Origin of the sequence: Pseudocitrobacter corydidari (assembly GCF_021172065.1) — a bacterium.
Lineage (GTDB): Bacteria > Pseudomonadota > Gammaproteobacteria > Enterobacterales > Enterobacteriaceae > Pseudocitrobacter > Pseudocitrobacter corydidari.
Genome location: NZ_CP087880.1, coordinates 1,629,907 through 1,654,755 on the forward strand (window position 1 = coordinate 1,629,907; position 24,849 = coordinate 1,654,755).

The window sequence follows — 24,849 nt, forward strand, 5'->3', positions numbered from 1 at the left end:
TTTAATTAAAGGATATCATTATGAAATTAACCGTACTTGGCGGCGGAGGGGTTCGTGCGCCCTACCTCGCGAAAACTTTAGCGTTGCAATCGAAAGATGTTTCTATCTCCGAGATATGTCTAATGGACATCAACGAAGAGAAACTCAATATTTATGGTCGGTTAGCAATTGCTATTGCCAAAATGATTAATCCCGATCTCAATATTTATACCACCAGCGACGCGAAGCTTGCATTACAGGATGCCAACTATGTTATCACCACCCTTCGTGTGGGCGGGGACAGCAGCCGCGTCTTTGATGAAAAACTTGCACAGCATTATAAGATACTCGGGCAAGAAACGACCGGCATTGGCGGTTTTGCAATGGCATTACGCTCCATCCCGGTGTTAAAAGAATATCTCGACCTTGCACGTAAAGTTTCGGCTAAAGATGTACTCTTTTTTAATTTTACCAATCCATCGGGTCTGGTGACTCAGGCGTTAATCAACGCCGGTTACGATAATGTGTATGGTATTTGCGATGGCCCTGCTAGTTTCATGCGCGAAGTTGCACACATGCTTGATGTCGACATCATGAGATTCTCTGCTACCTGCTATGGGTTAAATCATCTTTCGTTTTATCGCGATTTTAGTGTCGACGGTCATGATGTTTCAGATACAGTGCGCGCGCACAAAAATCTTTTTACCGATACGGAAATGAAGTTATTCGAGCACAACACGCTACCGCTCCTGAACAAGGAACTTCCCAACGAGTATCTTTACTTCTTCTTTAATAACAAAAAGATCATTCAATCTATTGAAACAAATGGTTGTGCACGCGGCGAAACGATTGAAAACATCAACAAGAGGATGCTGGAGGATCTCACCACTCACCAACAAGCCACGGTCGAACAACAATTTGATATTTTTGCAAAATATTTGCTCGAGCGTGAAAATTCTTACTTCGCCATCGAGAGCGAAGGTAAACGCGACAATCATTATCAGGCATTGAAACTCAGTGAGTTTATTTCTGCACCCGATACTGGTGGCTACTCAGGCATCGCATTGAATATTATTCGCGGTCTTCAGGGGAAAACAGCTTATCCGATGACCATTCTGGTGAAAAATAATCAAAGCATTCGCGAATTGCAACCCAATGATGTGATTGAGATTACTTGCGATCTTATTGATAAAAAAATCATCCCTCGTTGTGTAGATAACATTCCTCCTTATCAACTGCACATTATTAAAACGATCAAAACCTTTGAAAACCTGACAATTAATGCGATAGAGAAACACTGTAAGACCAGCGCCATACAGGCACTAATGATCCACCCACTCATTAATGACTACTGTATTGCAGAAGAGATCTTACAGACGCTATTAACTGAATATAAAACCTATACAGGAGAGTGGCACTAATGAAACTGGCAATTTGCTCTTCAGATAAATTTAACGCCATTCTCGGTAATGAACTCATCAAAGCATTGCAGCAGCCAGGAGCCGTGTGTCTTGCTTCGGGCGATACCCCACAGGCAGCCTATCAATATGTTGCTGAATACTATCATCGTCATCCCTTCCCCATTCGCGCGACGCTTATAGGGCTGGATGAATGGGCAGGCCTGGGTCCGGACGATGTGGGAAGTTGTCAATACTACATGCACCTGGATTTGTTCGACAAACTACCACTCAAACCGGGCCAACTCATCGAATTCAATGCCAGGCAGACACCGCAGGCCCTGGCTGGCGAATGTGAAAAAATGAATCGATTGTTGGATTCTCTAACCCTTAACCTGGTTATTTTGGGCGTCGGTCAAAATGGACATCTTGGGTTAAATGAGCCGGGTACTGATTTCACAACCGGCGCGCACGTGACGACGCTCAGCCCATCTACGATTAACGTCGCCCAAAAATACTTTACTCAGCAAACTCCCTTAACGCATGGGATCACGCTTGGGATAGCTAATATTCTTAAAAGTGAAAAAATTATTCTTACTATCAGAGGGAAGCACAAGAACGAAATTGCCCAGCGTATTATTTTTGACCAGCCAGATATCATGTTACCGGCGAGCAGCCTAAAGCTTCATAATAATACTGTGCTGTTAATAGATGATGAAGTCTTACATCGGGAATCACTCTATGACTGATGAGCAAAAATGGTTCAGCATTATCGCCTTTGCTGGAGAAAGTTTCTCTCTTTTAAATGAGGCTTTAATTGCAGCCAAAAAGCAAGATTTCGATGCCTCGCAACGTTTGCTTGGGGATTCAGAAAACATTCTAAAGGAAGCTCATCACATACAAAATGAACTATTAGAAAATGAAATAAATGGAAAGTCCATAGAATTTTCGATGTTGTTCACTCATGCCCAGGATCATTTAATGAATGTGATACTGGCACAAAATATTTATCGCGAACTTATCGAATTACAACATAACAAGCATTAAGGATAATGTACTATGACTTATGATAATGTCGGTATTCTTCTGGTTTGTAATCTTGGCGCTTCCACTAGCGTTATGGTCTCTAAAATGCGTGAAGTTGTCGCTCAAAGTGCGATGTTAAAAGACAAAAACATTCGAATTGATGCTCGTAATGCCGGAGATTTAAAAGCGTATATTGAGGCCTATGATGTCGTCCTCATCGGCCCACAGATGAAGCATAAATTCGTTGAATTAAAGAGTGTTGCTGATGCGTTTAACAAGCCTATTGAAGTGATCGACAGTAAAGCCTATGGGATGGCTGATGGCGGCCTGATTTTGAAACAAGCTTTATATCTCTATAATACTTCCCGCGTTTAAACTCAGGAGTTTCCATTATGCAAACTTCTCACGGGCATCTCAAAAAATTTGAGACGCATATGGTAACTATTGCCACAGCTATTGAGCAGAATCGCTTTATCTCATCGATAAAAAATGGGATGATCAGTTTAATGGCTATTTTGATGGTAGGTTCAATAAGTCTGATTGTTGCGGGTCTTGGATCGTTGTTTTCTTCTGATTCGGCAATGGGCGTTTTTTTTACCACTTATGGATCCTTACTACAGCTCCCCTTTACTTATACTTTCGGACTGCTTTCAGTATATTGTGCCATCACTATTAGCTACCATCACACTCAGCGTATCAACGTAACCCCGCTCTATCCGATAATCAGTGCGGTAATGGTCACCATAATACTCAACACAAAAATCATCGATGGGAATATCAACATTGCATTCCTTGATTCACGAGGATTGTTTGTTGCGATTTTTGCTTCGCTGGCTACCGTTGAGTTTATCAGTTGGGCCTATCGAAAAAAGATTACTATCCGCATTAGTGGTCTACCGGATATGATCGCCAAAACATTTGAGTCTATATTTCCGTTGTTGTTTGTCGTGGTTATCGCGAGCCTTATCACGGCAACTAGCCAGGCGTTCTTCCATCAGCAGATCCTTCCTGAGCTGTTTACAACGGCGCTAGCACCTGCGGTCAGCGGAATTGATTCTGTATGGGGAGTGTACATTATCATCCAGATGGAAATGATTTTCTGGTTCTTCGGTTTGAATGGCTATGCGATTTTGATCGGTTTCACGCTTCCATTCATGACACAATATCTCTCCCTCAACGCGGCCAGTTTTGCACAGGGTTTGCCTACTGAACATGTATTTACCGAAGGATGGTGGGGGGCATTTGCGGCCTGTACTGGCTCCGGCATTACCGGTTCCATCGCGATTTTGGGATTGTTTAGCAAGTCAATGCAATTAAAAGCGGCAGGAAAAGCCGCTATCGTACCGTCCTTGTTTGGTATCTCGGAGCCTGTCGTTTATGGCTTCCCGATTGCCTTTAACCCTTACTTTTTTGTTCCGTTTGTTATTGGCACGCCGATACTGGCATCAATTATCTTTTTGATTTTTGATTTCGGTTTTGTGAATGGCCCTATTGCGCAGGTCGGTGGTATCCCAACGCCCTTCGCGCAGTACTTTATGACAATGGATTGGCGTGCTCCGATCCTGGCTATTCTCATTATTCTGGCGGGTGTCGTCATGTATTTCCCGTTCTTTAAAATGTACGAACGCAGTTTAATCAAGAAAGATGAGGAACTCGATCAACAGAATAAAAAATACGATGACTTAGGATTAGACTTTTAACACTTGCACACTTAAGAAAAAACCGCTGATAAATCAGCGGTTTCAGATTACTGACAACGTGCGCTTTGTTATTGCCGGATGCGGCGTAAACGCCTTATCCGGCCTACAAAATATGGCAGAAATAACGTAGGCCTGATAAGCGTAGCGCATCAGGCAATTTTGCGTTTGTAATATTCAGCATTAACGATCACTCGTCGCTCATATCCCCTTCCTGCTTCATCTGCACCGCCCAACGCTGTGCAGACTCGGGTACGCTAAACGCCTGCGAACGCCGGAAAGCGTTCCCCATCAACACAAACGCAACATATTTCCCGCGCAGCAGCCACACATCACGAAAGCCGTCCACCTTGGTAGCGTGATCGGGAGGAGCGGGTTCGGTTCGGGGAATGTAGCTGATGACCTGTCGGTTTTGTTGGCGAAGCGGTTTCATAAACGGTTATTTCAATCACTCGGGCAAAAACAGGAATATTCTATAATAGCCGATTTATCCCCGCCCCGTCGCGCCTTACGTGGTTTTCTGGCGTCGGAATGGCGCTTTTACCGGCACCATTAGCCCCTGAGTTCCTGATAAAACATGATATTGCTCTATAGTTAGAAGGGTTTTGCCGCAAAATCGGCCAACTTTCAGTAATGGAAACAGGAGATGAGCATGTCGGATCAACACAATAAACCCAAAACCCATCAATCACCGGTCCACGATTCGAGCGAATCAAAACCCGGTCTGGATTCCCTGGCACCTGCGGACGGTTCCTGGAGACCGACACCTAAACCTACCGCTCCAGGCGAAGAACCTACCGCGCCGGGAAGTCTGAAAGCGCCAAAAACCAGCAATGAGAAACTTAAGGCGCTTGATAAGCAGCGTAAAGGCGGCGAAAACTTCCCGCTGACGACCAATCAGGGCGTTCGTATTGCTGATGACCAGAATTCTCTGCGCGCCGGTAGCCGTGGCCCTACGCTGCTGGAAGATTTTATTCTGCGCGAGAAAATCACCCACTTTGACCATGAGCGTATTCCGGAGCGCATCGTCCACGCCCGTGGTTCTGCGGCGCACGGTTATTTTCAGCCTTATGAAAGCCTGAGTGATGTCACGAAAGCGGACTTCCTTTCCTCGAAGGAGAAAATTACGCCTGTTTTCGTGCGTTTCTCAACCGTGCAAGGTGGCGCGGGGTCAGCCGATACGGTGCGTGATATCCGCGGCTTTGCCACCAAGTTTTATACCGATGAGGGTATTTTTGACCTGGTCGGCAATAACACCCCCATCTTCTTTATTCAGGATGCGTTGAAATTCCCTGATTTTGTTCATGCGGTAAAACCTGAGCCGCATTCTGCGATGCCGCAGGGGCAAAGCGCGCATGATACGTTCTGGGACTACGTCTCACTGCAGCCGGAAACACTGCACAACGTGTTCTGGGCGATGTCGGACCGCGGGATCCCCCGAAGCTATCGCACCATGGAAGGCTTTGGCATTCATACGTTCCGTTTAATCAATGCCGAAGGGAAAGCGACGTTTGTACGTTTCCACTGGAAGCCGGTCGCCGGAAAGGCGTCCCTGCTGTGGGATGAATCGCAGAAACTTACGGGGCGCGATCCCGACTTCCACCGCCGCGACCTGTGGGAAGCGATTGAAGCGGGCGATTACCCGGAATATGAACTGGGGCTGCAACTCATCCCGGAAGAGGATGAATTCAAATTCGACTTCGACCTGCTCGACCCGACCAAGCTTATTCCCGAAGAGCTGGTCCCGGTGCAGCGCGTCGGGAAAATGGTGCTTAACCGCAATCCGGATAACTTCTTCGCCGAGAATGAACAGGCCGCGTTCCACCCAGGGCATATTGTTCCCGGCCTGGATTTCAGTAACGACCCCCTGCTTCAGGGACGTCTGTTCTCCTATACCGATACGCAGATCAGCCGGCTTGGCGGGCCAAACTTCCACGAGATCCCAATTAACCGCCCAACCTGCCCGTATCACAACTTCCAGCGCGATGGCATGCATCGTCAGGATATCGATAGCAACCCGGCAAACTACGAGCCAAACTCGATCAACGATAACTGGCCGCGCGAAACACCGCCGGGGCCGAAACGTGGCGGTTTCGAGTCGTATCAGGAACGCGTTGATGGGCATAAGGTACGCGAGCGTAGCCCTTCCTTTGGTGAGTATTACGCTCAGCCTCGCCTCTTCTGGAACAGTCAGACGCCGATTGAGCAACAGCATATTATTGATGCTTTTAGTTTCGAACTCAGCAAAGTCGCACGCGAGTGGATCCGTGAACGGGTCGTTGATCAACTCGTCAGCGTCGATATTCGTCTGGCACAGGCCGTTGCAGAAAATTTAGGTATTACCCTCAGTGACGAGCAGCAAAATCGACAACCGCCTGGGGATGTCAATGGGCTGGATAAAGATCCCACCCTCAGCTTATATGCAATCCCCAGCGGTGGCGTAAAAGGACGTGTGGTGGCGGTTCTGCTTAATCAGAACACGGCATCCGCTGATGTGCTGACGCTTCTGAAAGGGCTAAAGGCACAAGGCGTGCATGCCAAACTGCTCTATTCGCGTATGGGGGAAGTGACCGCCGATGATGGTTCAAAACTGCCTGTCGCCGGTACATTTGCCGGTTCGCCTTCACTGACGGTGGATGCGGTTGTCGTGCCTGGCGGCGATCTCAGCGATCTGCTAAAAAGTGGCGACGCGCAATACTACCTGCTGGAAGCCTACAAACACCTTAAGCCAATCCTGCTGGCGGGCGATTCGCGTCAGTTTAAAGGCCTGCTAAACGTCGATAGCCAGGGCGAAGAAGGTATTGTCGAAGGCGATACGATTGCCAAATCAACCGTGGAAGATTTGCTCAGTCTGGTCGCAGCGCATCGCGTTTGGTCACGCGCTGGCAAAGCGGCGGCGATACCGGCATAAAAAAATGCCCGGTGACGGATGACCGGGCAAAAAGCACAACATTCTCTCAACTCGCAGAATCAGACGTCGCGATAGGTGCCGAGACGATAACCCCGTTCCGCAATGGCATTTTTCAGCGATGGCGAAGTGAGGACATCCAGCTCAGCCAGTCGTGGGTAGCAGTAAGCGCTGCCCATGATTGTCTTATCAACAAACGCCGGGTGGCACATCACCTCAACTGAGGGTTCATCGCGTTGCACAGATTTATCCAGTACCTGCAGGAATAACGCTTCGGAAATCTCATCACCGTAGAACTCACTGCTGAATCCGGCGCTACTGCGTACGTCATCCGGTGCGCCCTCTGCCGGCGGAAGAGAGCGGTCAATACGTAACGCCACGCCCTTCTCTAAGGCAAACTTCGCCACCAGCGGGTAGATCTGCGGGATCATATGCACATGGTGATGGCTATCAATGTGCGTTGGCGCAGTGTCGAAAATGGCGACAAAGCGATCGAACTGGCATGCCAGCTCATGCGCAATTTCGTCCAGCGGCAGCGTATCGTTTTCCGCCATCTGCCAGATCCATTTCCCCAGTTTGCCTTCACGGGTCAGCCCCGGCATCTCAGAGAGCGGTTCGCCCAGCGTCAGGACAAAGTGCATTCCGACGGCCAGCTCCGGCGTACGGCGGCTCAGTTGCGCCGCATGTTCAATCTCCGCGCCGTTCACCAGCGCGGTGGTTGAGGTCACCAGTCCATTTTTACAGGCGTCGATAATGCCGTAGTTCTGCCCTTTGCTCAGGCCGAAGTCATCAGCATTGACGATCAGCAGTCGTTCCATCGTACCTCCTGTCACTTTTTCAGCTTCTCCACCGTGGCGGCAAAGTTCGGCAACCACTCTTCGTGCGCGAGGATCATTTCACGCGCGAGGATCTCCGCGTCTTTGTCAGAGCCAATCAGCGGGCTTAAGTTCATCGCCAGCTCGACGTCGTTGATGTTTCCACTCAGTGCCGCATGGCTTGCCTGAATTTCAAAGGCTTTAATGGTATGGATAAGCCCCAGCACTTTGTCATCAAAGTGCGTCAGGCGTGGGTGCGGTTTCGCGCCATCGCGGCCCAGAATCGCCGTCATTTCAACCGCCCAGTCTGCCGGGATGTTATCCACGTGGCCATTGTGCGGGAAGTTAACGTAGTGCTCAGCCTGCTTATCATTGTAGATAGCGTTGATCACTTCGCATGCGGCATCGGAGTAATACGCTCCACCGCGCTGCTCCAGCTCTTTCGGCTTGACGTTGAGGTCCGGGTTCTTGTAGAGCTCGAACAGCTGCTTTTCAACCTTCTGCACCACCTGCGCACGCGCGCCTCCCTTGTAGTACTCGCCCATCTCAATCGCCAGCATCTCTTTGGTTTTGAAATAGTAAAGCAGGTAAGAGCACGGAATCAGATTCAGAGAACGAATCAACCCTTCGCTGAACGGCAGGTCGAAGATATTTTTCACCGAGTTGGCCGTCAGGGTACCGGAAGCGACACCATCAATCAGCTCAGCGAAACGCGATTTGCCATTCACCAGCACATCGCGGATAAACACCATGTGGTTCAGGCCAAAGAGATCGATAGAAAGATCGTCCTTTTCGGAAAGATTCAGCACATCGGTGATAAACATTTTCATGCCAATCGGAATGTTGCACACGCCGATAAAGCGTTTGAAATTGGTGTGACGATATACCGCTTCGGTGACCATCCCGGCCGGGTTGGTAAAGTTGATCACCCACGCATTCGGGCACAGTTCCTGGACATCTTTAATGATGTCGAAAATAACCGGAATGGTACGCAGACCTTTGAACAGGCCACCTGCGCCGTTGGTCTCCTGGCCGAGGTAGCCGTGGCTTAGCGGAATACGTTCATCTTTTTCACGCGCTTTCAGCTGGCCCACGCGCAGCTGGGTGGTCACGAAGTCGGCATCACGCAACGCTTCACGGCGGTCGAGCGTTTTGAAGACTTTCATCGGTACGCCTGCTTTCTCCACCATCCGCTCACACAGCGCATGAATGATATCCAGCTTCTCTTTACCGCCCTCAACATCAACCAGCCACAATTCGCTTACCGGCAATTCATGGTAACGTTTGAGAAAACCTTCCAGTAATTCTGGTGTATAGCTGCTGCCGCCGCCGATGGTTACAACTTTTAATTTCTGGCTCATACTTTCTCCCTCGTGATCCACCCGCTAAATGCAGTCAACCCTCCACATTCAGCGCGGATATTAAATTTGCTGTCGCATTACTACGGGTAATACCGTAGTGCGTGAATTATTTTACTTAATGACCGTCAGTCGTTTGCGATAATTGCTCGGGGTAAAAGAGGTCAGCTTTTTGAATGTTTTAATAAACAAACTTGGACTGCTGTACCCGGATTCATACGCAATATCAGTAACGGAGTAGTTCGTAATTTCCAGTTGTTTCATGGCAAAATTGATGCGGATATCATTAATAATCTGCATCGGTGTTTTACCATAGTAGCGCTGGGTTGCTCGCGTTAAATACTCCTGAGACTTCCCGGAGAGCGCGACCATATTTTCCAGCGCACCTTCACCGAACTTCATTTTATCGTGCATGGCTTCAACCGTTGTTTTTAACCACTGCGGTGTCACATCCTGAGTTTGATCTTCACGATGATGACGCAGACGGTTAATCACATAAAAAGCCACCACTTCAATAAATTCATCGAATTCAGTTTCGCGAAAGTGTAGCGAGGCAATAACCGATTCGATATAGCTGAGAAAAGTACTTTTAACAGAGTAAACCTGCGACGCCACCAGACAAAATGGCAACAGCGGCTGATAGTGCGTGGCGAAGAAATCTTTGCTGATCCCGACGTTGAGGATACGCGTCGCACCAAACTCGTAGAAGCTCTGATGATGCGACCCCAACGGGATGAAGACAAAATCGCCGCGCTCCAGCAGGACGCGCTTGCCGTTAATCTCCTGGTAGTAGCGGCCTGTCAGCACCAGCGTGAACTCATAGTAATCATGCTGATGCAGGCCGCTTACGCTCTCCGTTTTATTGTAGATAAAGACATGAAAATTCCGGCCATCAAACAGTTGCTGTTCTCGTGCGGTGTTAATTTCCATGGTCATCATCTTAGGCTGCCTCATAATACGGATAACCTATTGTACCTTCTCGTGAAGCTCGATCAATTCGGCAACCAGCTCGCGCGCCAACATTGAGGTCATAAGGTGATCCTGAGCATGAACCAGCACCAGGCTCACCTTCATTTTTCCCTCACCCTCATCGCTTTCGATGAGTTGCGTCTGTACACGGTGCGCTTCGCTCAGTGCAATGCGCGACTGTTCCATCGTCGCTCTGGCGGTTTCAAAATCGCCTTGCTTAGCCTGTTTCAGCGCCATATAAGCGAGGCTTCGCGCCTGCCCGGAGTTAATAATCAGGCCCATCACCACTTCTTCGAGGTCATTTTCCTGCACAGGTTCTGCCGTGATATTGTCCAGATCAAACATACATTTTCCTTTTAGTGATGGCGGTAGAGTTTCCCCTACCGCACGTCATCAGAATTTCAGTGCATTCGCGATATCTTCTTCGGTCTCTTCTTCTTCGATGGCCGTTTGCGCTTTGTTGGCTACGATGACAAATGGCATGTAGATAAGCGTGGCAATAACCAGGTTGAAGAGCGCCAGCAGCAGCGCGGCGATACTTCCGTTGGTACTGAAGAAGGCGCCTAAGCCGGTTGGCATGGTCCATGGCGCCATATTGGTAATCGGCGGAATGATGCCCAGTGAGTACGCGATAATCATAATGGCGGCGAGGATTGGCTGAACCAGTACGAACGGAATCAGCATCACCGGGTTCATAATAATCGGCAGACCAAACAGAATCGGTTCGTTAATCTGGAAGATGCCTGATGGCAGCGCCAGCTTGGCAACAGAGCGGTAATCTGCGCGACGAGAAGCGATAAAGATAGCGATAATCAGGCCCAGAGTCGCACCACTACCGCCCAGGAAGACGTAGGAGTCGAGCATCGGTTTCGCCCAAACGTGGAACGATTTACCGGCTTCCAGCGCCGCGGCAACAGAACCGTACTGTTGATAGGTTGCGATGTTTTCCAGCGCCCAAGGCGTCATGATGCCGCTGTCCAGCGCGGTCAGCGCCAGGGAACCATGGATACCGAAGAACCACAGCAGCGGAACAAAGATAACGTACGCCCAACCCACAATCGCACCCATTGAGGCCAGCGGTGTGGAGATGCCGTCCATGATGATCTGGTGGAAGTTGGTGCTCCAGTGGGTCAGCGCCCAGGAGATGATCCCCATAATAGAGAGGATAATAAAGCCAGGAATAACCGCCGAGAAGGAACGTGATACGGAGGCAGGCACGCTATCCGGCAGACGGATAACCCAGTTTTTGTGCACAATAAAGGTGAACATTTCCGCGACCACCAGGCCTATAATAATGCCGGAAATAATGTTCGCCCCACCCAACCAGTTTGCTCCCACAGCATAAGCCTCGCCCACGCTGTAGGGTGTTACTGTCATGAAAGCCGCGACGGATAACAGGCCTGCCGCCAGCGAGTCAACTTTACGTTCTTCCGCGAGCGCCATACCGATAAAGAAAGGCGCCATCAGTGACATAATGCCCAACGTACCGTTGTAAACATTACCGCCAATGGCCTTAAAGCTATTTAAATTCTCAATAGTAGACGCGTCGAGGCGAATACCCATTGAATAGAAAAAAGATCCCTCACCAAAGCTTAGAAAAACGTTGTTGATTAAGACGAACATCGCACCCGCAAGGGTCAATGGCATTAACTTAATAAAACCGTTTTTAATCGCATTAACGTGAGGCTGTTTTCCTATTTTAATAGCAAAAGGAAGGAGTACCTTTTCAAGCGAACTGATCACTTTACTCATAGAAAAATACCCTTAAAGGCCGCAGCGAATACCGCGGCGTTAAATGTGAAATAACTCTTTGACGGGAAAAATAAAAAAATTACTGCGCAGCAGCTTTTTTAATTGCAGCAACGGCTGCTTTAAGAACACCTAAACCATCGACTTTACCGTAGAGTGCTGAATCAATAACCTCTACCGGTTTAGTAGGCAGCAACTTTTGAATATCTGCCTTCATGTACGCAATTTGTGGCCCCAGTAATACGACATCGGCCTGTGGGCCTTTTTCTGCGGCAAAGCTTTCTGAGAATGCTTCAATAATTACTGGTACTTCATATTTCTCCGCCTGCGCACGCATTTTGGAGACCAGTAATGAAGTCGACATCCCTGCAGAGCAAAAAAGATAGATATGTTTCTTTTCCATTCACGCTTCCTCAACTTATCGAATCTGCCATCATCGGGCTTCGTTCCATCCGCCCATGAACCCATTTCAACATCAGATGTTTCACTTTTGTTTATGAGTTGAGTATACGGTATCTCTTTGGACCAGGATAATTCCTCCTCATCCAAAATTGTCTCTCATTGACCTCGCCTTATGATTCCCTTCACACTTTGGTCAAAATAATTCGCGCAATTAAATAAGCATCAGAAACCACAAAAAAGCCCGACGAGTTCGTCGGGCTTACGTAGTGCTCAGGAAAATGAACGATTACTGTTTAGCGGCCTGCGGGTCGGTGTCGTACTCGGCACAGGTCTGATAACCAGAGTTCATGACATGGCCCGTATCGTCGAGGGCTACGAAGTAAGTCTCAGTTTTACCATCACGTTGACCCAAAATGTAGGTCTGGCAGGTACCGCGCGCATGAATCATGCTCACTTCAGAAGACGGCTTACCTGCAATCTGCGCAACCTGGCTGCGCGACATGCCTTTCTTCACATCTTTTACCACTGGCTGAGTGAACTGATCTTTCGTGCGATCGTAAGTCGTACACCCGGCTAACATGGTCAGAGCTGCTGCTGCACCCAGAAATCCTGTAACGTACTTGTTCATAAAACATCCTCTTTGTTGTTTTGTGTAGTTTAAGCCTGGAATAAAGGATCTTATTTTTCAACCTTACGCTGAAAATCGATTGGTTTTAAGAACATTCTGCTGATAAAAAAGTAAGTCGCTGAATTGCGCTAATTTACGTCACTCGGCGCGTCACGCCTTGTCGTTTCAGCCTCAAAGAGGTAGCTTTAAGGTCTTGTTCTGATGGGTATCGGCAACATCTTTTGGAGGGGTAAATGAGTTTACAGCAGGAAATCATCCAGGCGCTTGGCGTGAAACCACAGATTGACGTGCAACAGGAGATCCGCCGCAGCGTCGATTTCCTGAAATCGTATCTGCAAACTTATCCGTTTATTAAATCTCTGGTACTGGGCATCAGCGGCGGCCAGGACTCCACTCTCGCCGGCAAACTGTGCCAGCAGGCCATCAGTGAACTGCGTAAAGATAGCGGTGATAACGCGCTGCAATTTATCGCCGTGCGTCTGCCGTTCGGCGTACAGGCCGATGAGCAGGATTGCCAGGATGCCATCGCCTTTATTCAGCCGGATCGCGTTCTGACCGTTAATATCAAAGGCGCAGTCCTCGCCAGCGAAGAAGCCCTGCGAGAAGCAGGAATTGAACTGAGCGACTTCGTTCGCGGCAACGAAAAAGCGCGTGAACGCATGAAAGCCCAGTACAGCATCGCCGGGATGACCAAAGGTGTGGTGGTCGGCACCGACCACGCGGCGGAAGCGGTGACGGGCTTCTTCACCAAGTACGGCGATGGCGGTACCGACATTAACCCGATTTTCCGTCTGAATAAGCGTCAGGGAAAACAGCTACTGGCCGCGCTGGGCTGCCCGGAGCATCTGTATCTGAAAGCGCCAACGGCGGATCTGGAAGACGATCGCCCTTCTCTGCCCGACGAAGTGGCGCTGGGTGTGACTTATGAAAACATCGACGACTACCTGGAAGGCAAAACCGTCGCGCCTGAGCTGGCGAAGATTATCGAAGGGTGGTACGTGAAAACGGAGCATAAACGCCGCCCGCCGATTACGGTGTTTGACGATTTCTGGAAAAAGTAACTTTCCCGCCCCGGTGTCATGCCGGGGCGTTTTTTACCAACCTCCTCCGCCACCGCCGCCAGAACCGCCGCCGGATGAACCTCCGCCAGATGAGCCTGAGCCGCTTGAGCCCGATGATGATCCGGAACCACCACTGGCGCTCGGCGTTGCGCTTGAGGATGAATGACAGCACCGATTAAAGTCACTGATGGTGTCCCAGTCCGCGAGGCTGTATACGCCCGGCACGGCGCTTGTGTGGGCCAGATGCCGGGCAAAAGTGTTTGCCCAGGTATTGCCAACACCTAAAGCCAACGCAATCGGCAGCAAACTTTCAAAATGCGTCAGCAGTTGATCGGGCGGGAAAAGCGTCTCGTAGCGATGTTTCTCTGCCGCGCTGATATAGCGTTTCAGGCCTTTGGCAATCGCCAGTTCGTTTAGACCTCGCTGGGTGTAGCGCGGCGCGCGCCAGGCAAACACCAAACACAGAATAGCGGCGAGTAACACCGCACCAAAGTAACCCGCGGGAACGGGTGTCGTCACCAGCACATTGAAAAAAAGACTTCCCATCCCTATCAGAAATGGAGAAACCATCAGGAAAACCATAACGCCTATCCTGCGCCGCGCTCCTGGGCGGCAAAGGGAGGAGAGCGTAAAACAGGTCAGCGCAATGCCTACCCCCACCACAATGACTATCGGTAACGTCAGGGCCGCAACCTTACCGCCAGACGTGATGCCACACAGTAAAGGTATGAGCATCGCAAGCCAGATCCCCCGCCAAAGCGCTTTACCCCATTTAAAAAACAGTTTCTCTTCAAGGTCGCGGTAACGTTTCTCTGTCGCGTTGCGCGCCTGCTGCATTCGCTCCTGATGCGGCACGCTAATGTTGAGACTTTTTCGTTTGCCGCGGAATAAGACACTCAGCAGGCTGCGGTCATCGGCATTCAATACCGTCCTGCCGTCGTCTGCTAAGCGGGTTAAAGAGAAATCATTTTTGCCTGTTTTTCCCCACACACTGGTATCTTTATTTTTCTGGACCGTCAGCGTAACGGCGCGTTTTCCTACCAGATCCAGCACATCGCTGCTAAAGACCACGTCATCAAAATCACGCTGACACAGAAAACGCAGATAACCCGCCGTCATCGTGGCCGGATGTTCATGCAACGGCACCACGGCGGGCATTTTCAGGCCAACGGCAGAGACATTCTTCCAGCGCCACCACAGAAAATAGCTTGCCAGCAGCAGCAACGGCAGCCATAACACCCACGTTTTACTATCGGGCAGCAGAAAATGTACCCATGGAAAAAACACTTCTGGGTCGGGCGCATTCACCAGCACCGTGCGTGGCCAGGTGTATGCCACCGTTAATCCTTCGCCTTCTGCCAGTGGCTTCCAGGTCAAAACGCTGCCATCAAGCAGGATGGTAGCGGCGTTGCCTTTCGCGTCACGCCGGCCAGTATACACATCGATGGTGCTGAACCGGGTATCTCGCCCGTCCTGATTGAGGTTTGGCGCAGCGTCGGGCAATCGCAGATGAAAACTGACGCGGCTAATCGGCCAGGCCCAGTCATTGCCGGTGACGTTCCAGTAGAGCTCATCCCATTCCCGGAAGCGGCTGAAGTGATTTTTGACTCGATAATGGATGGTGTAGTGATGGATAGCAGAGCGCAGAATCTGATCGTCCCGACCAATTCGCAGCGTTAACGTGCGTGCCGTACGGTCCTCGGAATAAGGTTCTATCATACCGTCGCGTGTTACAGAGGTTATCTGATAATCAACGTAAAACGCTTTGCCGTCGGCACGCCACCATACTAACGGGAGCGTGCGAAAAATGCCGCGGCGGATAGTTTGCCCAAGAGCTACCACCGCAATTTTCTCTTCAACATCCATGCTGCCATCGGCGTTGAAGCTCGCGTGTGAATCAAAATCAGCAATGTGCTCATACATTTCATTTGGCGTAATGCTGTCACTGGCATAGCCGAGAGGGATGCTGGCACAAAGCAAAAAAAGCAAACCAATCATCTTGTCCATACGCAGAGTTCCCGATGTTCCGTATCATGATGGAAACATCGTACTCCTGCCGAATACGCGAGACGAGGTGAGCCGCCCTGTTTCAGAATCTATAAAGAAAAACCGCCGGACTTGCCCACAGCTTCTGAGAGCGTATGAGCAGGTCCGGCGGTCTTAAGTCAGTGAGCTGAGTTATTCAGCAGGTACCGGCATTTTACCTTCTGGCGCGTGACGTTCTGTCAGACGCTTCTCAAAATTAGCATTAAACTGTTTTTTCTGTTCCGGCGTTAAAATGTTGTAGATCTTGTTCTGGGTTTCCATGTGAGACAGCATCATCTCTTTACGCTGGGTATCCATTTTGTCGATCTGCGCCTGTGCTTTCGCTTTGTCGAAGCTGTCGCTGGCGATCAGGTCGTGCATCGCACGGCGGTTGTCCTGCATTTTGTCGTGTTCCGCTTTCTTGATGTCGCGGATCTGTTGTTTCTGTGCATCGGTCAGATTCAGCCCCTGGAACATCATCATTTCATGATGACGCGGGCCCGGTTTGCCTTTGTGGTGATGCATCATGGTTTTGCCATCCGGCTGTGCGGCTGGCGTCGTAGACGTATCGGCAGCGTGTGCCAGGTTAGCCGCGCCCAGAGCCAGAGTAGAGGCAACAAACAGTGCAGTCATCTTTTTCATCATTAATTCCTTACGTTGAAGTTCTTCTATACCCAAAATAATTCGAGTTGCAGGAAGGCGGCAAGTGAACGAATCCCCAGGAGCGTACATAAGTACGTGACTGGAGTGAGCGAGCGCAGCCAACGCATCTGCAACTTGAAGTATGACGGGTATATAACGGCGCATTGCCGTGTTGACGATATTAACTTTACGGGGTTTATCGTCAATAAATCAGAGCGTGCGTAAAACAATGAAAGTGTAAAAAACAATTTTACGCCAATTGTGAAGGAATTAAGGAAAAACAATGGAGAGTTGCAACAAGAATAAACAACACACTGATTACGAAGGGAATATGGAGAAGTATAAAACAGCACTGCCGATTAATAAAGCAATTTGATCGGAATAATCCGTATTAAATAGACAAGCAAAAAAAATAATACCGCTGCGTTACCTCAGCGGTATCAACATATTAACCGCAGCGATCCAGCATGAGCCCCGCCCGCAGCCCTAACGCCACATCAGGGTTTGGAAAGAGCACGTATTCGCAGGGCTTCTCCACCACGTAACGCGTGTCGCCATCTTCCGCGAGCAGCGTGCCGCGCGCAAACGGGGTGAAGTTAAGCGTCTGCGCCGACATATAGAGGTGAAACGCCTCGCTGCGCCGAGTAATTTGCTGCACAACACGATAGCGAAGCGGCGTATCTGATGAACCGCCGCCCCACTCACCTGCCAGCAGATATCCCAGTTGCTGCTGCGTGAGTGCAAAACGGGAGAGATCGTTGTGACCAAACGGTAGCGCCTTCCCCAGTTCCAGCGTACAGGCAAGCGCCGCAAAGCGCTCACAGCTGTAGTGCGTGAAGGTACCGCCTGGCGTTTGATGAAACACCAGCGCCTGCAAGCCTGCGCGCCCAAGCCAGTTCAGGAAATTGTCATCCCACGGCGCATCACGCGCAGGCAGCACGCCAAAACGCAAATGATGCGAGCCGCGAATCGCCGTATGCAGATCAAGATGCCAGCGCACGCTGTCGGCAGGCTGGGCGTGGTAAAAGGCCGTTATCGCCTGTTCAAGCTCCGCGGCTCTGGCAGTCTCATCGGAAGGCGAGAACTGCTGCCAGCGCCCACCAAACATGCGATTCATATCGCTGTGAATATAACGCCGGTTATTTCGCAGCGCGGGAGGATTGCCAAGAATCACCAGCAGCCGCCAGCGCAAAACAACACTTCCACTCAACAATCCGGCAAGCAGCGCATCAACCATTTCTACCGGCGCGGTTTCGTTGCCATGAATCCCTGCTGATAGCACCAGCGCGCGTCGACACGGCTGATAGGGCGTCAGTTCAAGAATTCCCGCCCCACGCCAGCGCCAGTAAAATGATGGCCCCTCGCCCTGTACTGTCTCTGGCTGCGTCTCCGCCAGCGTTAGGGGTAAAAAATGGTGCATGGCGGCTCCTTATTGCTGGAAGTCATAGACCGATCCCAGTTGCAGAATTTGTGTCAAACGATCGAGCGCTTCGCGTCCTTCCCGTAACAGCTGTGGGTCAGCGAGGTCGGACTGCGTCAGACGATCGCGGTAGTAACGGTCAACCCAGTCATTCAGCGTGGCAAAAAGCGTGTCATTCATCAACACTGCCGGATTCACCGCGCGATACTCTGCATCCGTCAGCACCACACGCAGGCGCAAGCAGGCCGGGCCGCCGCCGTTAGCCATACTTTCTCGCAAATCAAAAACCTTCAGCTCGTTAATCGGGTTATCCCGCTCCAGCAATTCGTTCAGATAGCGCCAGACACGCGGATTCGCCTCACATTCAGCGGGTAGCACCACCAGCATACTGCCATCCGGTTTCGACAATAGCTGGCTGTTAAACAGGTAAGTAGCGACCGCGTCCGCGACCGTCACGCGCGCTGTCGGGACTTCAATGGGCACAAAACCGGGTACCCGGCGAGCCAGTTCCGTCATTAATGCGGGCTGATTAACAAACGCCTGCTGATGGCAAAACAGCACCTGTCGGTTGCTCACCGCGATAACATCATTATGGAAGACGCCCTGATCGATAACCGCCGGGTTTTGCTGTGCGAATAGCAACTGATTGGGATTGACCTGATTCAGGCGCGCCACCGCTTCACTGGCGGCGAGAGTCTGACGCGCCGGATACCGCTGGGGCTGTGTCTCCAGCCGTTCATCACGGCCATAGACAAACAGTTGCAGACCCGGCTGGCCGTAGTCGCCGCCCAACCGGTTATGGTTTGCCGCGCCCTCATCGCCGAACATCGCCACCGGAGGAAGCGCGCGATGTACCGCAAAACGGTTTTCATCAGCAAAAATTGCCCGCAGCAGCGCCTCTGTCGTCGGCGCTTCCGTGGCGCGATGGAATTTGTTATTCAGATTAGCCACCGTAAGATGCACGCGCCCATCCAGCGTATCCGCCGAGGGCGCCACCGTTGCCGCATTCGCTACCCACATAGATGATGCGGAACTGGCCGCGCTCAACAGTTGTGGTGCCTGCGCGGCAACTTTCGCCACCACCTGTTCATCGCTGCCATCAAACCCCAGCTGGCGCAACACGCTAACGTTGGGGCGCGCCTGCGGAGGAATGATCCCCTGCTTAAATCCCGTATCCGCCAACGCTTTCATTTTTAGCAGCCCCTGTTTGGCTGCGCGCTGTGGGTTCGATACCTGAAACTGATTGCGCGTTGAAGCTTCGTTGCCAAAAGATAAACCGGCGTAATGGTGCGTCAGGCCTGGCAGGCCATCAAAATTGACCTCCCAGGCGTTCATGATGCACTCTCCTGGCTAAAATCAAGCCCAGGGCTCAGGATCTGCGGTAGCGCAATCGTCGGTGATTCCAGGCTTGCCATTGGCCAGGCGCAGTAGTCTGCGGCGTACCATGCTCCGGGACGATGATTCCCCGAGGCTCCCGCGCCGCCAAACGGCGCGGTGCTTGCAGCACCGGTGAGAGGTTTATTCCAGTTCACTATCCCGGCGCGCGCTTCCAGCAGCAGGCGGTCGAATTTTTCCCTGTCGGGCGAAATTAACCCGCTTGCCAGTCCGTAGCGGGTATTGTTGGCAAGGGCAATCGCTACATCAAAATCGTCATAACGCCACACGCACAGCAACGGGCCAAAGACCTCTTCATCGGGCACTTCACTCACTTCCGTGAGGTCGACAATGCCAGGCGTAAGCAGCGAGGTGCCGCTTTGCAATACACGCGGCTCGAGCAACGTGACTCCGCCATTAGCGACATGCTGCAACCACGCCTGATGCACCAGCTGCGCGGCCTGCGGTGAAATTAAGCCACCCATAAAGGGCTGTGGCTCAGCATCCCATGCACCGGGAATAATACGTTGTGCAACAGTTACCAGCCGGCGTAAAAAAGCATCGCCACGATCGCCGCGACTCACCAGCAAACGTCGTGCACAGGTACAACGCTGCCCGGCGGTAATAAAGGCCGACTGAATCGTCAGATGTACCGCCGCATCAATATCCTCCGGCTCATCAACAATTAATGGGTTATTGCCGCCCATTTCAAGGGCAAGAATTTTCTGCGGCTGCCCCGCCAGTTGGCGATGCAGGTGAAAACCGGTGTGTGAGCTACCGGTGAAAAGCAGCCCATCAATACCCGGATCGCTGCTTAAGGCTTCCCCGGTTTCTCGTCCACCCTGCACCAGATTCAGCACGCCCGCTGGCAGCCCGGCTTCCTGCCATAATTTCATCACCACTTCGCCACTCAGCGGCGTCTGCTCGCTGGGTTTAAAAACCACCGTATTCCCCGCCAGCAGCGCCGGGACAATATGTCCATTCGGTAAATGGCCGGGAAAGTTATAGGGGCCGAACACCGCCAGCACGCCATGTGGGCGATGACGCAGCGTAGCCGCGCCGTCCGGCATATCCGTATGTTGCTCGCCGGTGCGGCTGTGATACGCCCGAACGGAGATAGCGATTTTATTGATCATCGCCGCCACTTCCGTGGCCGCTTCCCAACGCGGCTTCCCCGTTTCACTGGCGATAATCTCGGTCATCGACGCTTTACGACTTTCAAGCAACTGGGCGAAGGTTTCAGCAATGCGTTGGCGTAATTCGAACGGTTCGCCCGCCCAGCCAGCAAACGCCGCGCGGGCGGCGGCGACCGCCTGGGCAACCTGAGCGGGGTTGGCATCCTGCCCCTGCCAGAGCGACTGTTGGGTGACCGGGTTGGTTTTCTCCCGCGCCTGCCCGAGCCCGTCGAGCCATTCACCACCAATCCATAAACTCATATTTTTTTCTCCTCCGGGCAAAGGCGCACCAGGCGAACGCTATCACCGGCACGGCATTTCAGAGCATCCAGCTGTTGTGCGTTGAGTAACAGCTTGTCGCAATGGGGGTCCGCCGCCACCAGCATGGCGCGGAAATGTTGGTACTGTTCGTTAGCCACCAGGCAGACGGGCAGCTCGCCCGGCGCGGGTTGGCCTTCCGCCACCGTCACCAGTCGGCTTTTGCGAATCGCGCGAATGCGGTCGAGATCGCACTCCAGCGTTGGGCCGCCATCGAAAATATCGACGTAATCGCGATAGCGAAAACCTTCTTTTTCCAGCACGTTACGCGCGGGCGCGGTTTGCGGGTGTACCTGGCCAATCACCGCCCGTGCTTCGTCGGGCAAAAAATCGGTATAAATCGGATGCTTTGGCATCAGTTCAGCAATAAAGGCCTTCTGCCCCGTGCCGCACAGATAATCCGCGCGAGAAAAATCCATAGAGAAGAAGCGTTTTCCCAGCGCATCCCAGAAGGGTGAGTAGCCGTGTTCATCAATCACACCGCGCATCTCTGCCACCACTTTTTCGCTGAAACGATCGCGGAAAGCCGCCATAAACAGAAAACGCGCTTTCGATAACAGATAACCGTTGTTCTCTTTACGCCATTCAGGCTCAAGAAACAGCGAGCAAAGTTCGCTACTGCCGGTGTGATCGTTACTTAAAAAGAGGGTCGGCAGCGCGTTGTAAACGTTCAGCTCTTTCGAGGCATGTACCAGCGTACCGACCCGGTAGTTGTACCAGGGATCGTTCAACCCCACCGCCACCTCGATGGCGCAGATGCCCACCACGTTGCCGCTGTCACTCTCTTCAAGCACGAAAACGTAACCCTGCTCACTGCGTGGAAGCTCACCCCGCCAGGTGGCCAGCGATCGGGTGATACGTGCCGACAGGGTAGATTCATCGGCAGGGAGCGAAGTCAGCCCACCACCCGTCTCTCCCGCTAATCGTAGCAGGCCAGGCAGGTCCTCGCGTTCGATCGGACGGATAATCATCATGGAGAGACTCCTGCCAGGAAACGTTCACAGGCGCGTTCAAAACGGTCGAGGCCATGAGTAACTTCTTCTTCTGTGATAATCAGCGCAGGCGCAAAGCGCACAACATTGGCCCCCGCGATCAGCACCATCAGCCCTTCCTCTGCCGCTAACTGACTAATCTGTTTCGCTTTCCCCGCATAAGCCGCTTTCAACTCACAGCCAATCAACAGCCCCAGGCCGCGTATCTCATTGAACAGGCTGTAACGGGCATTAATCGACAGCAGGCGCTCGGTAAACCACTGCTGACGCTGCTTCACGCCATTGAGTACCTGCGGGGTATTAATAATGGAAAAGACCGCGCCCGCCACCGCGCTGGCTAAAGGGTTCCCGCCGTAGGTCGTCCCGTGGGTACCCACCGTCATCACGCTGGCGTAGGTGTCTTTTGCCAACAATGCGCCCACCGGAAAGCCGCCACCCAGCGCTTTTGCGGTAGTCAGGAGATCGGGCGTCACGCTGTAGTGCATATAAGCGTACAGCTCGCCGGTGCGCCCCACGCCGGTTTGCACCTCATCAAAAATCAGCAATGCATCGTGGCGATCGCACAGTTCGCGAAGGCCGCGTAAAAATGCCGGATCGGCAGGCACCACGCCGCCTTCTCCCTGCATCGGTTCGACGATCACGGCGCAAGTGCCGTCATCAATCAGCGCGCTGGCGGAAGCCAGATCGTTATAAACCGCGTGACGAATATCCGGGGGCAGAGGCGCGAAATCCTGTGAATAGGCTGGCTGTCCGCCCGCCGTAACGGTGAACAGCGTGCGGCCATGGAAGGCATTTTTGAACGCGACAATGCCACTTTTATGGCTGCCAAACTTATCGTGCGCGTATTTGCGCGCCAGCTTAAGCGCGGCCTCGTTAGCCTCGGCCCCGGAGTTGCAGAAAAATACCCGGTCGGCAAACGTGGCATCAATCAGCTGTTTCGCCAGACGCAGCGCGGGTTCATTGGTGTAGCCATTGCCCGTATGCCAGAATTTGCCCGCCTGTTCGGTAAGCGCCTGGATCATAGCCGGATGCGCATGCCCCAATGCATTGACCGCAATTCCACCTGCAAAGTCGATATACTCTTTTCCCTGTTGATCCCACAGGCGAGAACCCTCGCCTCGCACCGGAATAAACGGCGCCGGCGCGTAAACCGGCATCATCCACTGATCAAAATCCTGACGGGTAATTGACTGAGACATAGCGACCTCTTCTGGTAAATGAAAGGTTTCATTTATGTTAATAAATATAGGTGTTTGCGCTGTAAATGTAGGTTGCACGGTTCGTGCCAGCCAGCGTTAAAAATGCATAGCCAGAAGAGGAGTATGTAATATCAATAAGTTACGAATGTTTGTTATTCACACATATTGCATAAATAGTGAATAAAACACATTCAATCGATGATTCCAGAGATATCATTCGAACGATTATGCATTAATAAAATATAATTCTGGAATTGTGATCCGATACGAAATTTATCGTAGTTTTATGCGCCATTTGGGGGCCTGACGCGTCAATGTGGTGCAGATTTTGCTCTATTACGCTGCGGAGTATGAGGTGATATGACAGCAAAAGAAAAAATTGGGTGCATTGAATGCTAAACCCAGCCATCCGAAACGCGGGGATAGCTCCCCGCGCGTCAGGCTACTTCTTCGGTTCGTAAGCGAGAATGGCCTTAAACTCCATACCACGCTCCCGGATACTCAGCTCACATAACGAGTCTCGTACCATCAGCGTGAACCCCAGTGCCGTTATGCATAGCACTATGATTGCCACAAGGGCGTATTTCGTCAGCATGTCTTGCCTCCATGCAAAGAAGAGACTAACATCCGAATGTTTGGGTTCGGAAGCTAGCCTCAGGTTGATATTAAACATCTTCCTGGGGCTTTCGTCCTTCTGAACCTCATCGATTGCCTGAAGCCAGAAAGCCTCAAGCACCCACGCGAATTCTCTGCTCATCCCCCGATAAAAGCGACCCGTTTCCCGGCTTTTTGACGACCAATTACGGGTTCCTCGTAGCGCCTCGCAAATTCTGACGAATCGTTCACGTAAGCCACCATTTCTGATACCATTCCGTTACAATTCACCTTGCAAAGTGGCAGCGACTATGAAATTTGTCTCTTTTAATATCAACGGCCTGCGCGCACGCCCTCATCAACTGGAAGCCATCGTTGAGAAACACCAACCTGACGTTATCGGCTTGCAGGAGACAAAAGTTCACGACGATATGTTCCCTCTCGAAGAGGTGGCAAAGCTCGGTTACAACATTTTCTATCATGGGCAGAAAGGTCATTATGGCGTCGCCTTGCTGACCAAAGCGACGCCTGTTGCTGTGCGCCGTGGTTTTCCCAACGATAACGAAGAGGCGCAGCGTCGTTTGATCATCGCCGAAATCCCGTCTCCCTTAGGGAACGTCACCGTCATCAACGGTTACTTCCCGCAGGGCGAAAGCCGCGATCACGAAACTAAATTCCCGGCAAAAGCGAAGTTTTATCAGGACCTTCAGGATTACCTGGAGAACGAGCTGAAAAGTACCAATCCGGTGCTGATTATGGGCGATATGAACATTAGCCCGACGGACCTGGACATTGGTATCGGCGAAGAGAATCGTAAGCGCTGGCTGCGTACCGGCAAATGCTCCTTCCTACCGGAAGAGCGCGAGTGGATGGGACGCCTGCTGAACTGGGGCCTGGTCGACACGTTCCGCCATGCCAACCCGGAAACCAACGATCGCTTCTCGTGGTTCGATTACCGTTCTAAAGGCTTTGACGATAACCGTGGTCTGCGTATCGACCTACTGCTGGCGAGCCCGCCACTGGCGGAGCGCTGCATTGAAACGGGGATTGATTACGAGATCCGCAGCATGGAAAAACCTTCTGACCACGCGCCAATCTGGGCGACGTTTAAAGAGTAATTC

Annotated in this window: 24 protein-coding genes; 8 read left to right on the top strand and 16 right to left on the bottom strand. The window is 51.5% G+C overall.

All coding sequences use genetic code 11. From position 1 onward, the window contains the following. The first annotated feature begins 20 nt into the window (after positions 1 to 20). From G163CM_RS07535 to G163CM_RS07555, 5 genes are read left to right on the top strand one after another with little or no spacing between them, the layout of a single operon-like run. Entirely contained in the window at positions 21 to 1,400 is a 1,380-nt protein-coding gene (locus G163CM_RS07535) for a family 4 glycosyl hydrolase (RefSeq protein WP_231827535.1), read from the top strand. Beyond that, complete coding sequence (locus G163CM_RS07540) at positions 1,400 to 2,125, top strand: 6-phosphogluconolactonase (protein WP_231827537.1); 726 nt, start codon at positions 1,400 to 1,402, stop codon at positions 2,123 to 2,125. Before G163CM_RS07535 ends, G163CM_RS07540 begins: the two co-directional genes overlap by 1 nt. Then, positions 2,118 to 2,423, top strand: coding sequence for a PTS lactose/cellobiose transporter subunit IIA (locus G163CM_RS07545; RefSeq protein WP_231827548.1), 306 nt, complete (start codon positions 2,118 to 2,120; stop codon positions 2,421 to 2,423). Before G163CM_RS07540 ends, G163CM_RS07545 begins: the two co-directional genes overlap by 8 nt. 12 nt (positions 2,424 to 2,435) lie before the next feature. After that, the gene (locus G163CM_RS07550; protein ID WP_231827549.1) at positions 2,436 to 2,777 is read left to right on the top strand and encodes a PTS sugar transporter subunit IIB; all 342 of its coding nucleotides are present in this window, start codon (positions 2,436 to 2,438) and stop codon (positions 2,775 to 2,777) included. Positions 2,778 to 2,794: 17 nt separating this feature from the next. Beyond that, positions 2,795 to 4,102 carry a PTS sugar transporter subunit IIC gene (locus G163CM_RS07555; RefSeq protein WP_231827551.1) on the top strand — a complete coding sequence of 436 codons (1,308 nt, stop codon included), beginning with the start codon at positions 2,795 to 2,797 and terminating at the stop codon, positions 4,100 to 4,102. A gap of 187 nt (positions 4,103 to 4,289) precedes the next feature. Here the strand turns inward: G163CM_RS07555 and cedA are convergent, their stop codons facing one another. Beyond that, the gene (gene cedA, locus G163CM_RS07560; RefSeq protein ID WP_015964745.1) at positions 4,290 to 4,532 is read right to left on the bottom strand and encodes a cell division activator CedA; all 243 of its coding nucleotides are present in this window, start codon (positions 4,530 to 4,532) and stop codon (positions 4,290 to 4,292) included. A gap of 219 nt (positions 4,533 to 4,751) precedes the next feature. Here cedA and katE point away from each other — a divergent pair, with 219 nt between their 5' ends. Next, complete coding sequence (katE, locus tag G163CM_RS07565) at positions 4,752 to 7,010, top strand: catalase HPII (protein ID WP_231827558.1); 2,259 nt, start codon at positions 4,752 to 4,754, stop codon at positions 7,008 to 7,010. Between the two features lie 59 nt (positions 7,011 to 7,069). Here katE and chbG read toward each other — a convergent pair whose 3' ends face one another. The 7 genes from chbG to osmE form a co-directional block, all read right to left on the bottom strand. Then, on the bottom strand, positions 7,070 to 7,825 hold the full coding sequence (chbG, locus tag G163CM_RS07570; protein WP_231827560.1) for a chitin disaccharide deacetylase: 756 nt from the start codon (positions 7,823 to 7,825) through the stop codon (positions 7,070 to 7,072). An 11-nt stretch (positions 7,826 to 7,836) separates the two neighbouring features. Then, a complete protein-coding gene (locus tag G163CM_RS07575) occupies positions 7,837 to 9,183 on the bottom strand; it encodes a 6-phospho-beta-glucosidase (protein WP_231827561.1) in 1,347 nt (448 codons plus the stop codon). 111 nt (positions 9,184 to 9,294) lie between these two features. Then, positions 9,295 to 10,134, bottom strand: a complete 840-nt coding sequence (gene chbR, locus G163CM_RS07580) for a transcriptional regulator ChbR (protein ID WP_041686257.1) — start codon at positions 10,132 to 10,134, stop codon at positions 9,295 to 9,297. Positions 10,135 to 10,146: 12 nt separating this feature from the next. Next, on the bottom strand, positions 10,147 to 10,494 hold the full coding sequence (gene chbA, locus G163CM_RS07585; RefSeq protein ID WP_231827562.1) for a PTS N,N'-diacetylchitobiose transporter subunit IIA: 348 nt from the start codon (positions 10,492 to 10,494) through the stop codon (positions 10,147 to 10,149). A gap of 48 nt (positions 10,495 to 10,542) precedes the next feature. Then, positions 10,543 to 11,901 carry a PTS N,N'-diacetylchitobiose transporter subunit IIC gene (gene chbC / locus G163CM_RS07590; RefSeq protein ID WP_015964751.1) on the bottom strand — a complete coding sequence of 453 codons (1,359 nt, stop codon included), beginning with the start codon at positions 11,899 to 11,901 and terminating at the stop codon, positions 10,543 to 10,545. A 79-nt stretch (positions 11,902 to 11,980) separates the two neighbouring features. Next, a complete protein-coding gene (locus G163CM_RS07595; RefSeq protein ID WP_015964752.1) occupies positions 11,981 to 12,301 on the bottom strand; it encodes a PTS sugar transporter subunit IIB in 321 nt (106 codons plus the stop codon). Positions 12,302 to 12,586: 285 nt separating this feature from the next. After that, positions 12,587 to 12,928, bottom strand: a complete 342-nt coding sequence (gene osmE, locus G163CM_RS07600) for an osmotically-inducible lipoprotein OsmE (protein WP_015964753.1) — start codon at positions 12,926 to 12,928, stop codon at positions 12,587 to 12,589. A 233-nt stretch (positions 12,929 to 13,161) separates the two neighbouring features. Between osmE and nadE the strand changes: the two genes are divergently transcribed. Next, on the top strand, positions 13,162 to 13,989 hold the full coding sequence (gene nadE / locus G163CM_RS07605; RefSeq protein WP_231827573.1) for an ammonia-dependent NAD(+) synthetase: 828 nt from the start codon (positions 13,162 to 13,164) through the stop codon (positions 13,987 to 13,989). A gap of 33 nt (positions 13,990 to 14,022) precedes the next feature. Here nadE and G163CM_RS07610 read toward each other — a convergent pair whose 3' ends face one another. The 8 genes from G163CM_RS07610 to G163CM_RS07645 form a co-directional block, all read right to left on the bottom strand. Then, the gene (locus G163CM_RS07610) at positions 14,023 to 15,996 is read right to left on the bottom strand and encodes a DUF2207 domain-containing protein (protein WP_231827575.1); all 1,974 of its coding nucleotides are present in this window, start codon (positions 15,994 to 15,996) and stop codon (positions 14,023 to 14,025) included. Between the two features lie 171 nt (positions 15,997 to 16,167). Next, the gene (spy, locus tag G163CM_RS07615) at positions 16,168 to 16,659 is read right to left on the bottom strand and encodes an ATP-independent periplasmic protein-refolding chaperone Spy (RefSeq protein WP_188016895.1); all 492 of its coding nucleotides are present in this window, start codon (positions 16,657 to 16,659) and stop codon (positions 16,168 to 16,170) included. A 445-nt stretch (positions 16,660 to 17,104) separates the two neighbouring features. Further along, positions 17,105 to 18,076, bottom strand: coding sequence for a succinylglutamate desuccinylase (gene astE, locus G163CM_RS07620; RefSeq protein ID WP_231827576.1), 972 nt, complete (start codon positions 18,074 to 18,076; stop codon positions 17,105 to 17,107). Positions 18,077 to 18,085: 9 nt separating this feature from the next. After that, on the bottom strand, positions 18,086 to 19,411 hold the full coding sequence (gene astB / locus G163CM_RS07625; RefSeq protein WP_231827582.1) for an N-succinylarginine dihydrolase: 1,326 nt from the start codon (positions 19,409 to 19,411) through the stop codon (positions 18,086 to 18,088). Beyond that, positions 19,408 to 20,886, bottom strand: a complete 1,479-nt coding sequence (gene astD, locus G163CM_RS07630; RefSeq protein WP_231827583.1) for a succinylglutamate-semialdehyde dehydrogenase — start codon at positions 20,884 to 20,886, stop codon at positions 19,408 to 19,410. Before astD ends, astB begins: the two co-directional genes overlap by 4 nt. Next, entirely contained in the window at positions 20,883 to 21,917 is a 1,035-nt protein-coding gene (gene astA, locus G163CM_RS07635) for an arginine N-succinyltransferase (protein ID WP_015964760.1), read from the bottom strand. The genes astD and astA overlap by 4 nt, the downstream gene beginning before the upstream one ends. Continuing rightward, complete coding sequence (astC, locus tag G163CM_RS07640) at positions 21,914 to 23,134, bottom strand: succinylornithine/acetylornithine transaminase (RefSeq protein ID WP_231827589.1); 1,221 nt, start codon at positions 23,132 to 23,134, stop codon at positions 21,914 to 21,916. Before astC ends, astA begins: the two co-directional genes overlap by 4 nt. A 442-nt stretch (positions 23,135 to 23,576) precedes the next feature. Beyond that, positions 23,577 to 23,729 (bottom strand): Hok/Gef family protein, encoded by a 153-nt coding sequence (locus tag G163CM_RS07645; protein ID WP_015964762.1) that lies wholly within the window; start codon positions 23,727 to 23,729, stop codon positions 23,577 to 23,579. Positions 23,730 to 24,039: 310 nt separating this feature from the next. On the opposite strand from G163CM_RS07645, the gene xthA reads away from it, so the two are divergent. Beyond that, positions 24,040 to 24,846: an exodeoxyribonuclease III gene (gene xthA, locus G163CM_RS07650; RefSeq protein ID WP_231827591.1), complete on the top strand. Its 807-nt coding sequence runs from the start codon at positions 24,040 to 24,042 to the stop codon at positions 24,844 to 24,846. Positions 24,847 to 24,849: the final 3 nt, after the last annotated feature.

What these genes read in the sequence shown, in the direction of transcription:
- G163CM_RS07550 (WP_231827549.1), top strand. Translation starts at nt 2,436, where the DNA reads ATGACTTATGATAATGTCGGTATTCTTCTGGTTTGTAATCTTGGCGCT.
- astA (WP_015964760.1), bottom strand. Translation starts at nt 21,917, where the DNA reads ATGATGATTATCCGTCCGATCGAACGCGAGGACCTGCCTGGCCTGCTA.
- astB (WP_231827582.1), bottom strand. Translation starts at nt 19,411, where the DNA reads ATGAACGCCTGGGAGGTCAATTTTGATGGCCTGCCAGGCCTGACGCAC.
- chbC (WP_015964751.1), bottom strand. Translation starts at nt 11,901, where the DNA reads ATGAGTAAAGTGATCAGTTCGCTTGAAAAGGTACTCCTTCCTTTTGCT.
- G163CM_RS07555 (WP_231827551.1), top strand. Translation starts at nt 2,795, where the DNA reads ATGCAAACTTCTCACGGGCATCTCAAAAAATTTGAGACGCATATGGTA.
- G163CM_RS07595 (WP_015964752.1), bottom strand. Translation starts at nt 12,301, where the DNA reads ATGGAAAAGAAACATATCTATCTTTTTTGCTCTGCAGGGATGTCGACT.
- cedA (WP_015964745.1), bottom strand. Translation starts at nt 4,532, where the DNA reads ATGAAACCGCTTCGCCAACAAAACCGACAGGTCATCAGCTACATTCCC.
- chbR (WP_041686257.1), bottom strand. Translation starts at nt 10,134, where the DNA reads ATGAGGCAGCCTAAGATGATGACCATGGAAATTAACACCGCACGAGAA.
- osmE (WP_015964753.1), bottom strand. Translation starts at nt 12,928, where the DNA reads ATGAACAAGTACGTTACAGGATTTCTGGGTGCAGCAGCAGCTCTGACC.
- chbA (WP_231827562.1), bottom strand. Translation starts at nt 10,494, where the DNA reads ATGTTTGATCTGGACAATATCACGGCAGAACCTGTGCAGGAAAATGAC.
- spy (WP_188016895.1), bottom strand. Translation starts at nt 16,659, where the DNA reads ATGATGAAAAAGATGACTGCACTGTTTGTTGCCTCTACTCTGGCTCTG.
- astC (WP_231827589.1), bottom strand. Translation starts at nt 23,134, where the DNA reads ATGTCTCAGTCAATTACCCGTCAGGATTTTGATCAGTGGATGATGCCG.
- G163CM_RS07535 (WP_231827535.1), top strand. Translation starts at nt 21, where the DNA reads ATGAAATTAACCGTACTTGGCGGCGGAGGGGTTCGTGCGCCCTACCTC.
- nadE (WP_231827573.1), top strand. Translation starts at nt 13,162, where the DNA reads ATGAGTTTACAGCAGGAAATCATCCAGGCGCTTGGCGTGAAACCACAG.
- G163CM_RS07610 (WP_231827575.1), bottom strand. Translation starts at nt 15,996, where the DNA reads ATGGACAAGATGATTGGTTTGCTTTTTTTGCTTTGTGCCAGCATCCCT.
- chbG (WP_231827560.1), bottom strand. Translation starts at nt 7,825, where the DNA reads ATGGAACGACTGCTGATCGTCAATGCTGATGACTTCGGCCTGAGCAAA.
- G163CM_RS07575 (WP_231827561.1), bottom strand. Translation starts at nt 9,183, where the DNA reads ATGAGCCAGAAATTAAAAGTTGTAACCATCGGCGGCGGCAGCAGCTAT.
- G163CM_RS07540 (WP_231827537.1), top strand. Translation starts at nt 1,400, where the DNA reads ATGAAACTGGCAATTTGCTCTTCAGATAAATTTAACGCCATTCTCGGT.
- katE (WP_231827558.1), top strand. Translation starts at nt 4,752, where the DNA reads ATGTCGGATCAACACAATAAACCCAAAACCCATCAATCACCGGTCCAC.
- xthA (WP_231827591.1), top strand. Translation starts at nt 24,040, where the DNA reads ATGAAATTTGTCTCTTTTAATATCAACGGCCTGCGCGCACGCCCTCAT.
- G163CM_RS07645 (WP_015964762.1), bottom strand. Translation starts at nt 23,729, where the DNA reads ATGCTGACGAAATACGCCCTTGTGGCAATCATAGTGCTATGCATAACG.
- G163CM_RS07545 (WP_231827548.1), top strand. Translation starts at nt 2,118, where the DNA reads ATGACTGATGAGCAAAAATGGTTCAGCATTATCGCCTTTGCTGGAGAA.
- astE (WP_231827576.1), bottom strand. Translation starts at nt 18,076, where the DNA reads ATGCACCATTTTTTACCCCTAACGCTGGCGGAGACGCAGCCAGAGACA.
- astD (WP_231827583.1), bottom strand. Translation starts at nt 20,886, where the DNA reads ATGAGTTTATGGATTGGTGGTGAATGGCTCGACGGGCTCGGGCAGGCG.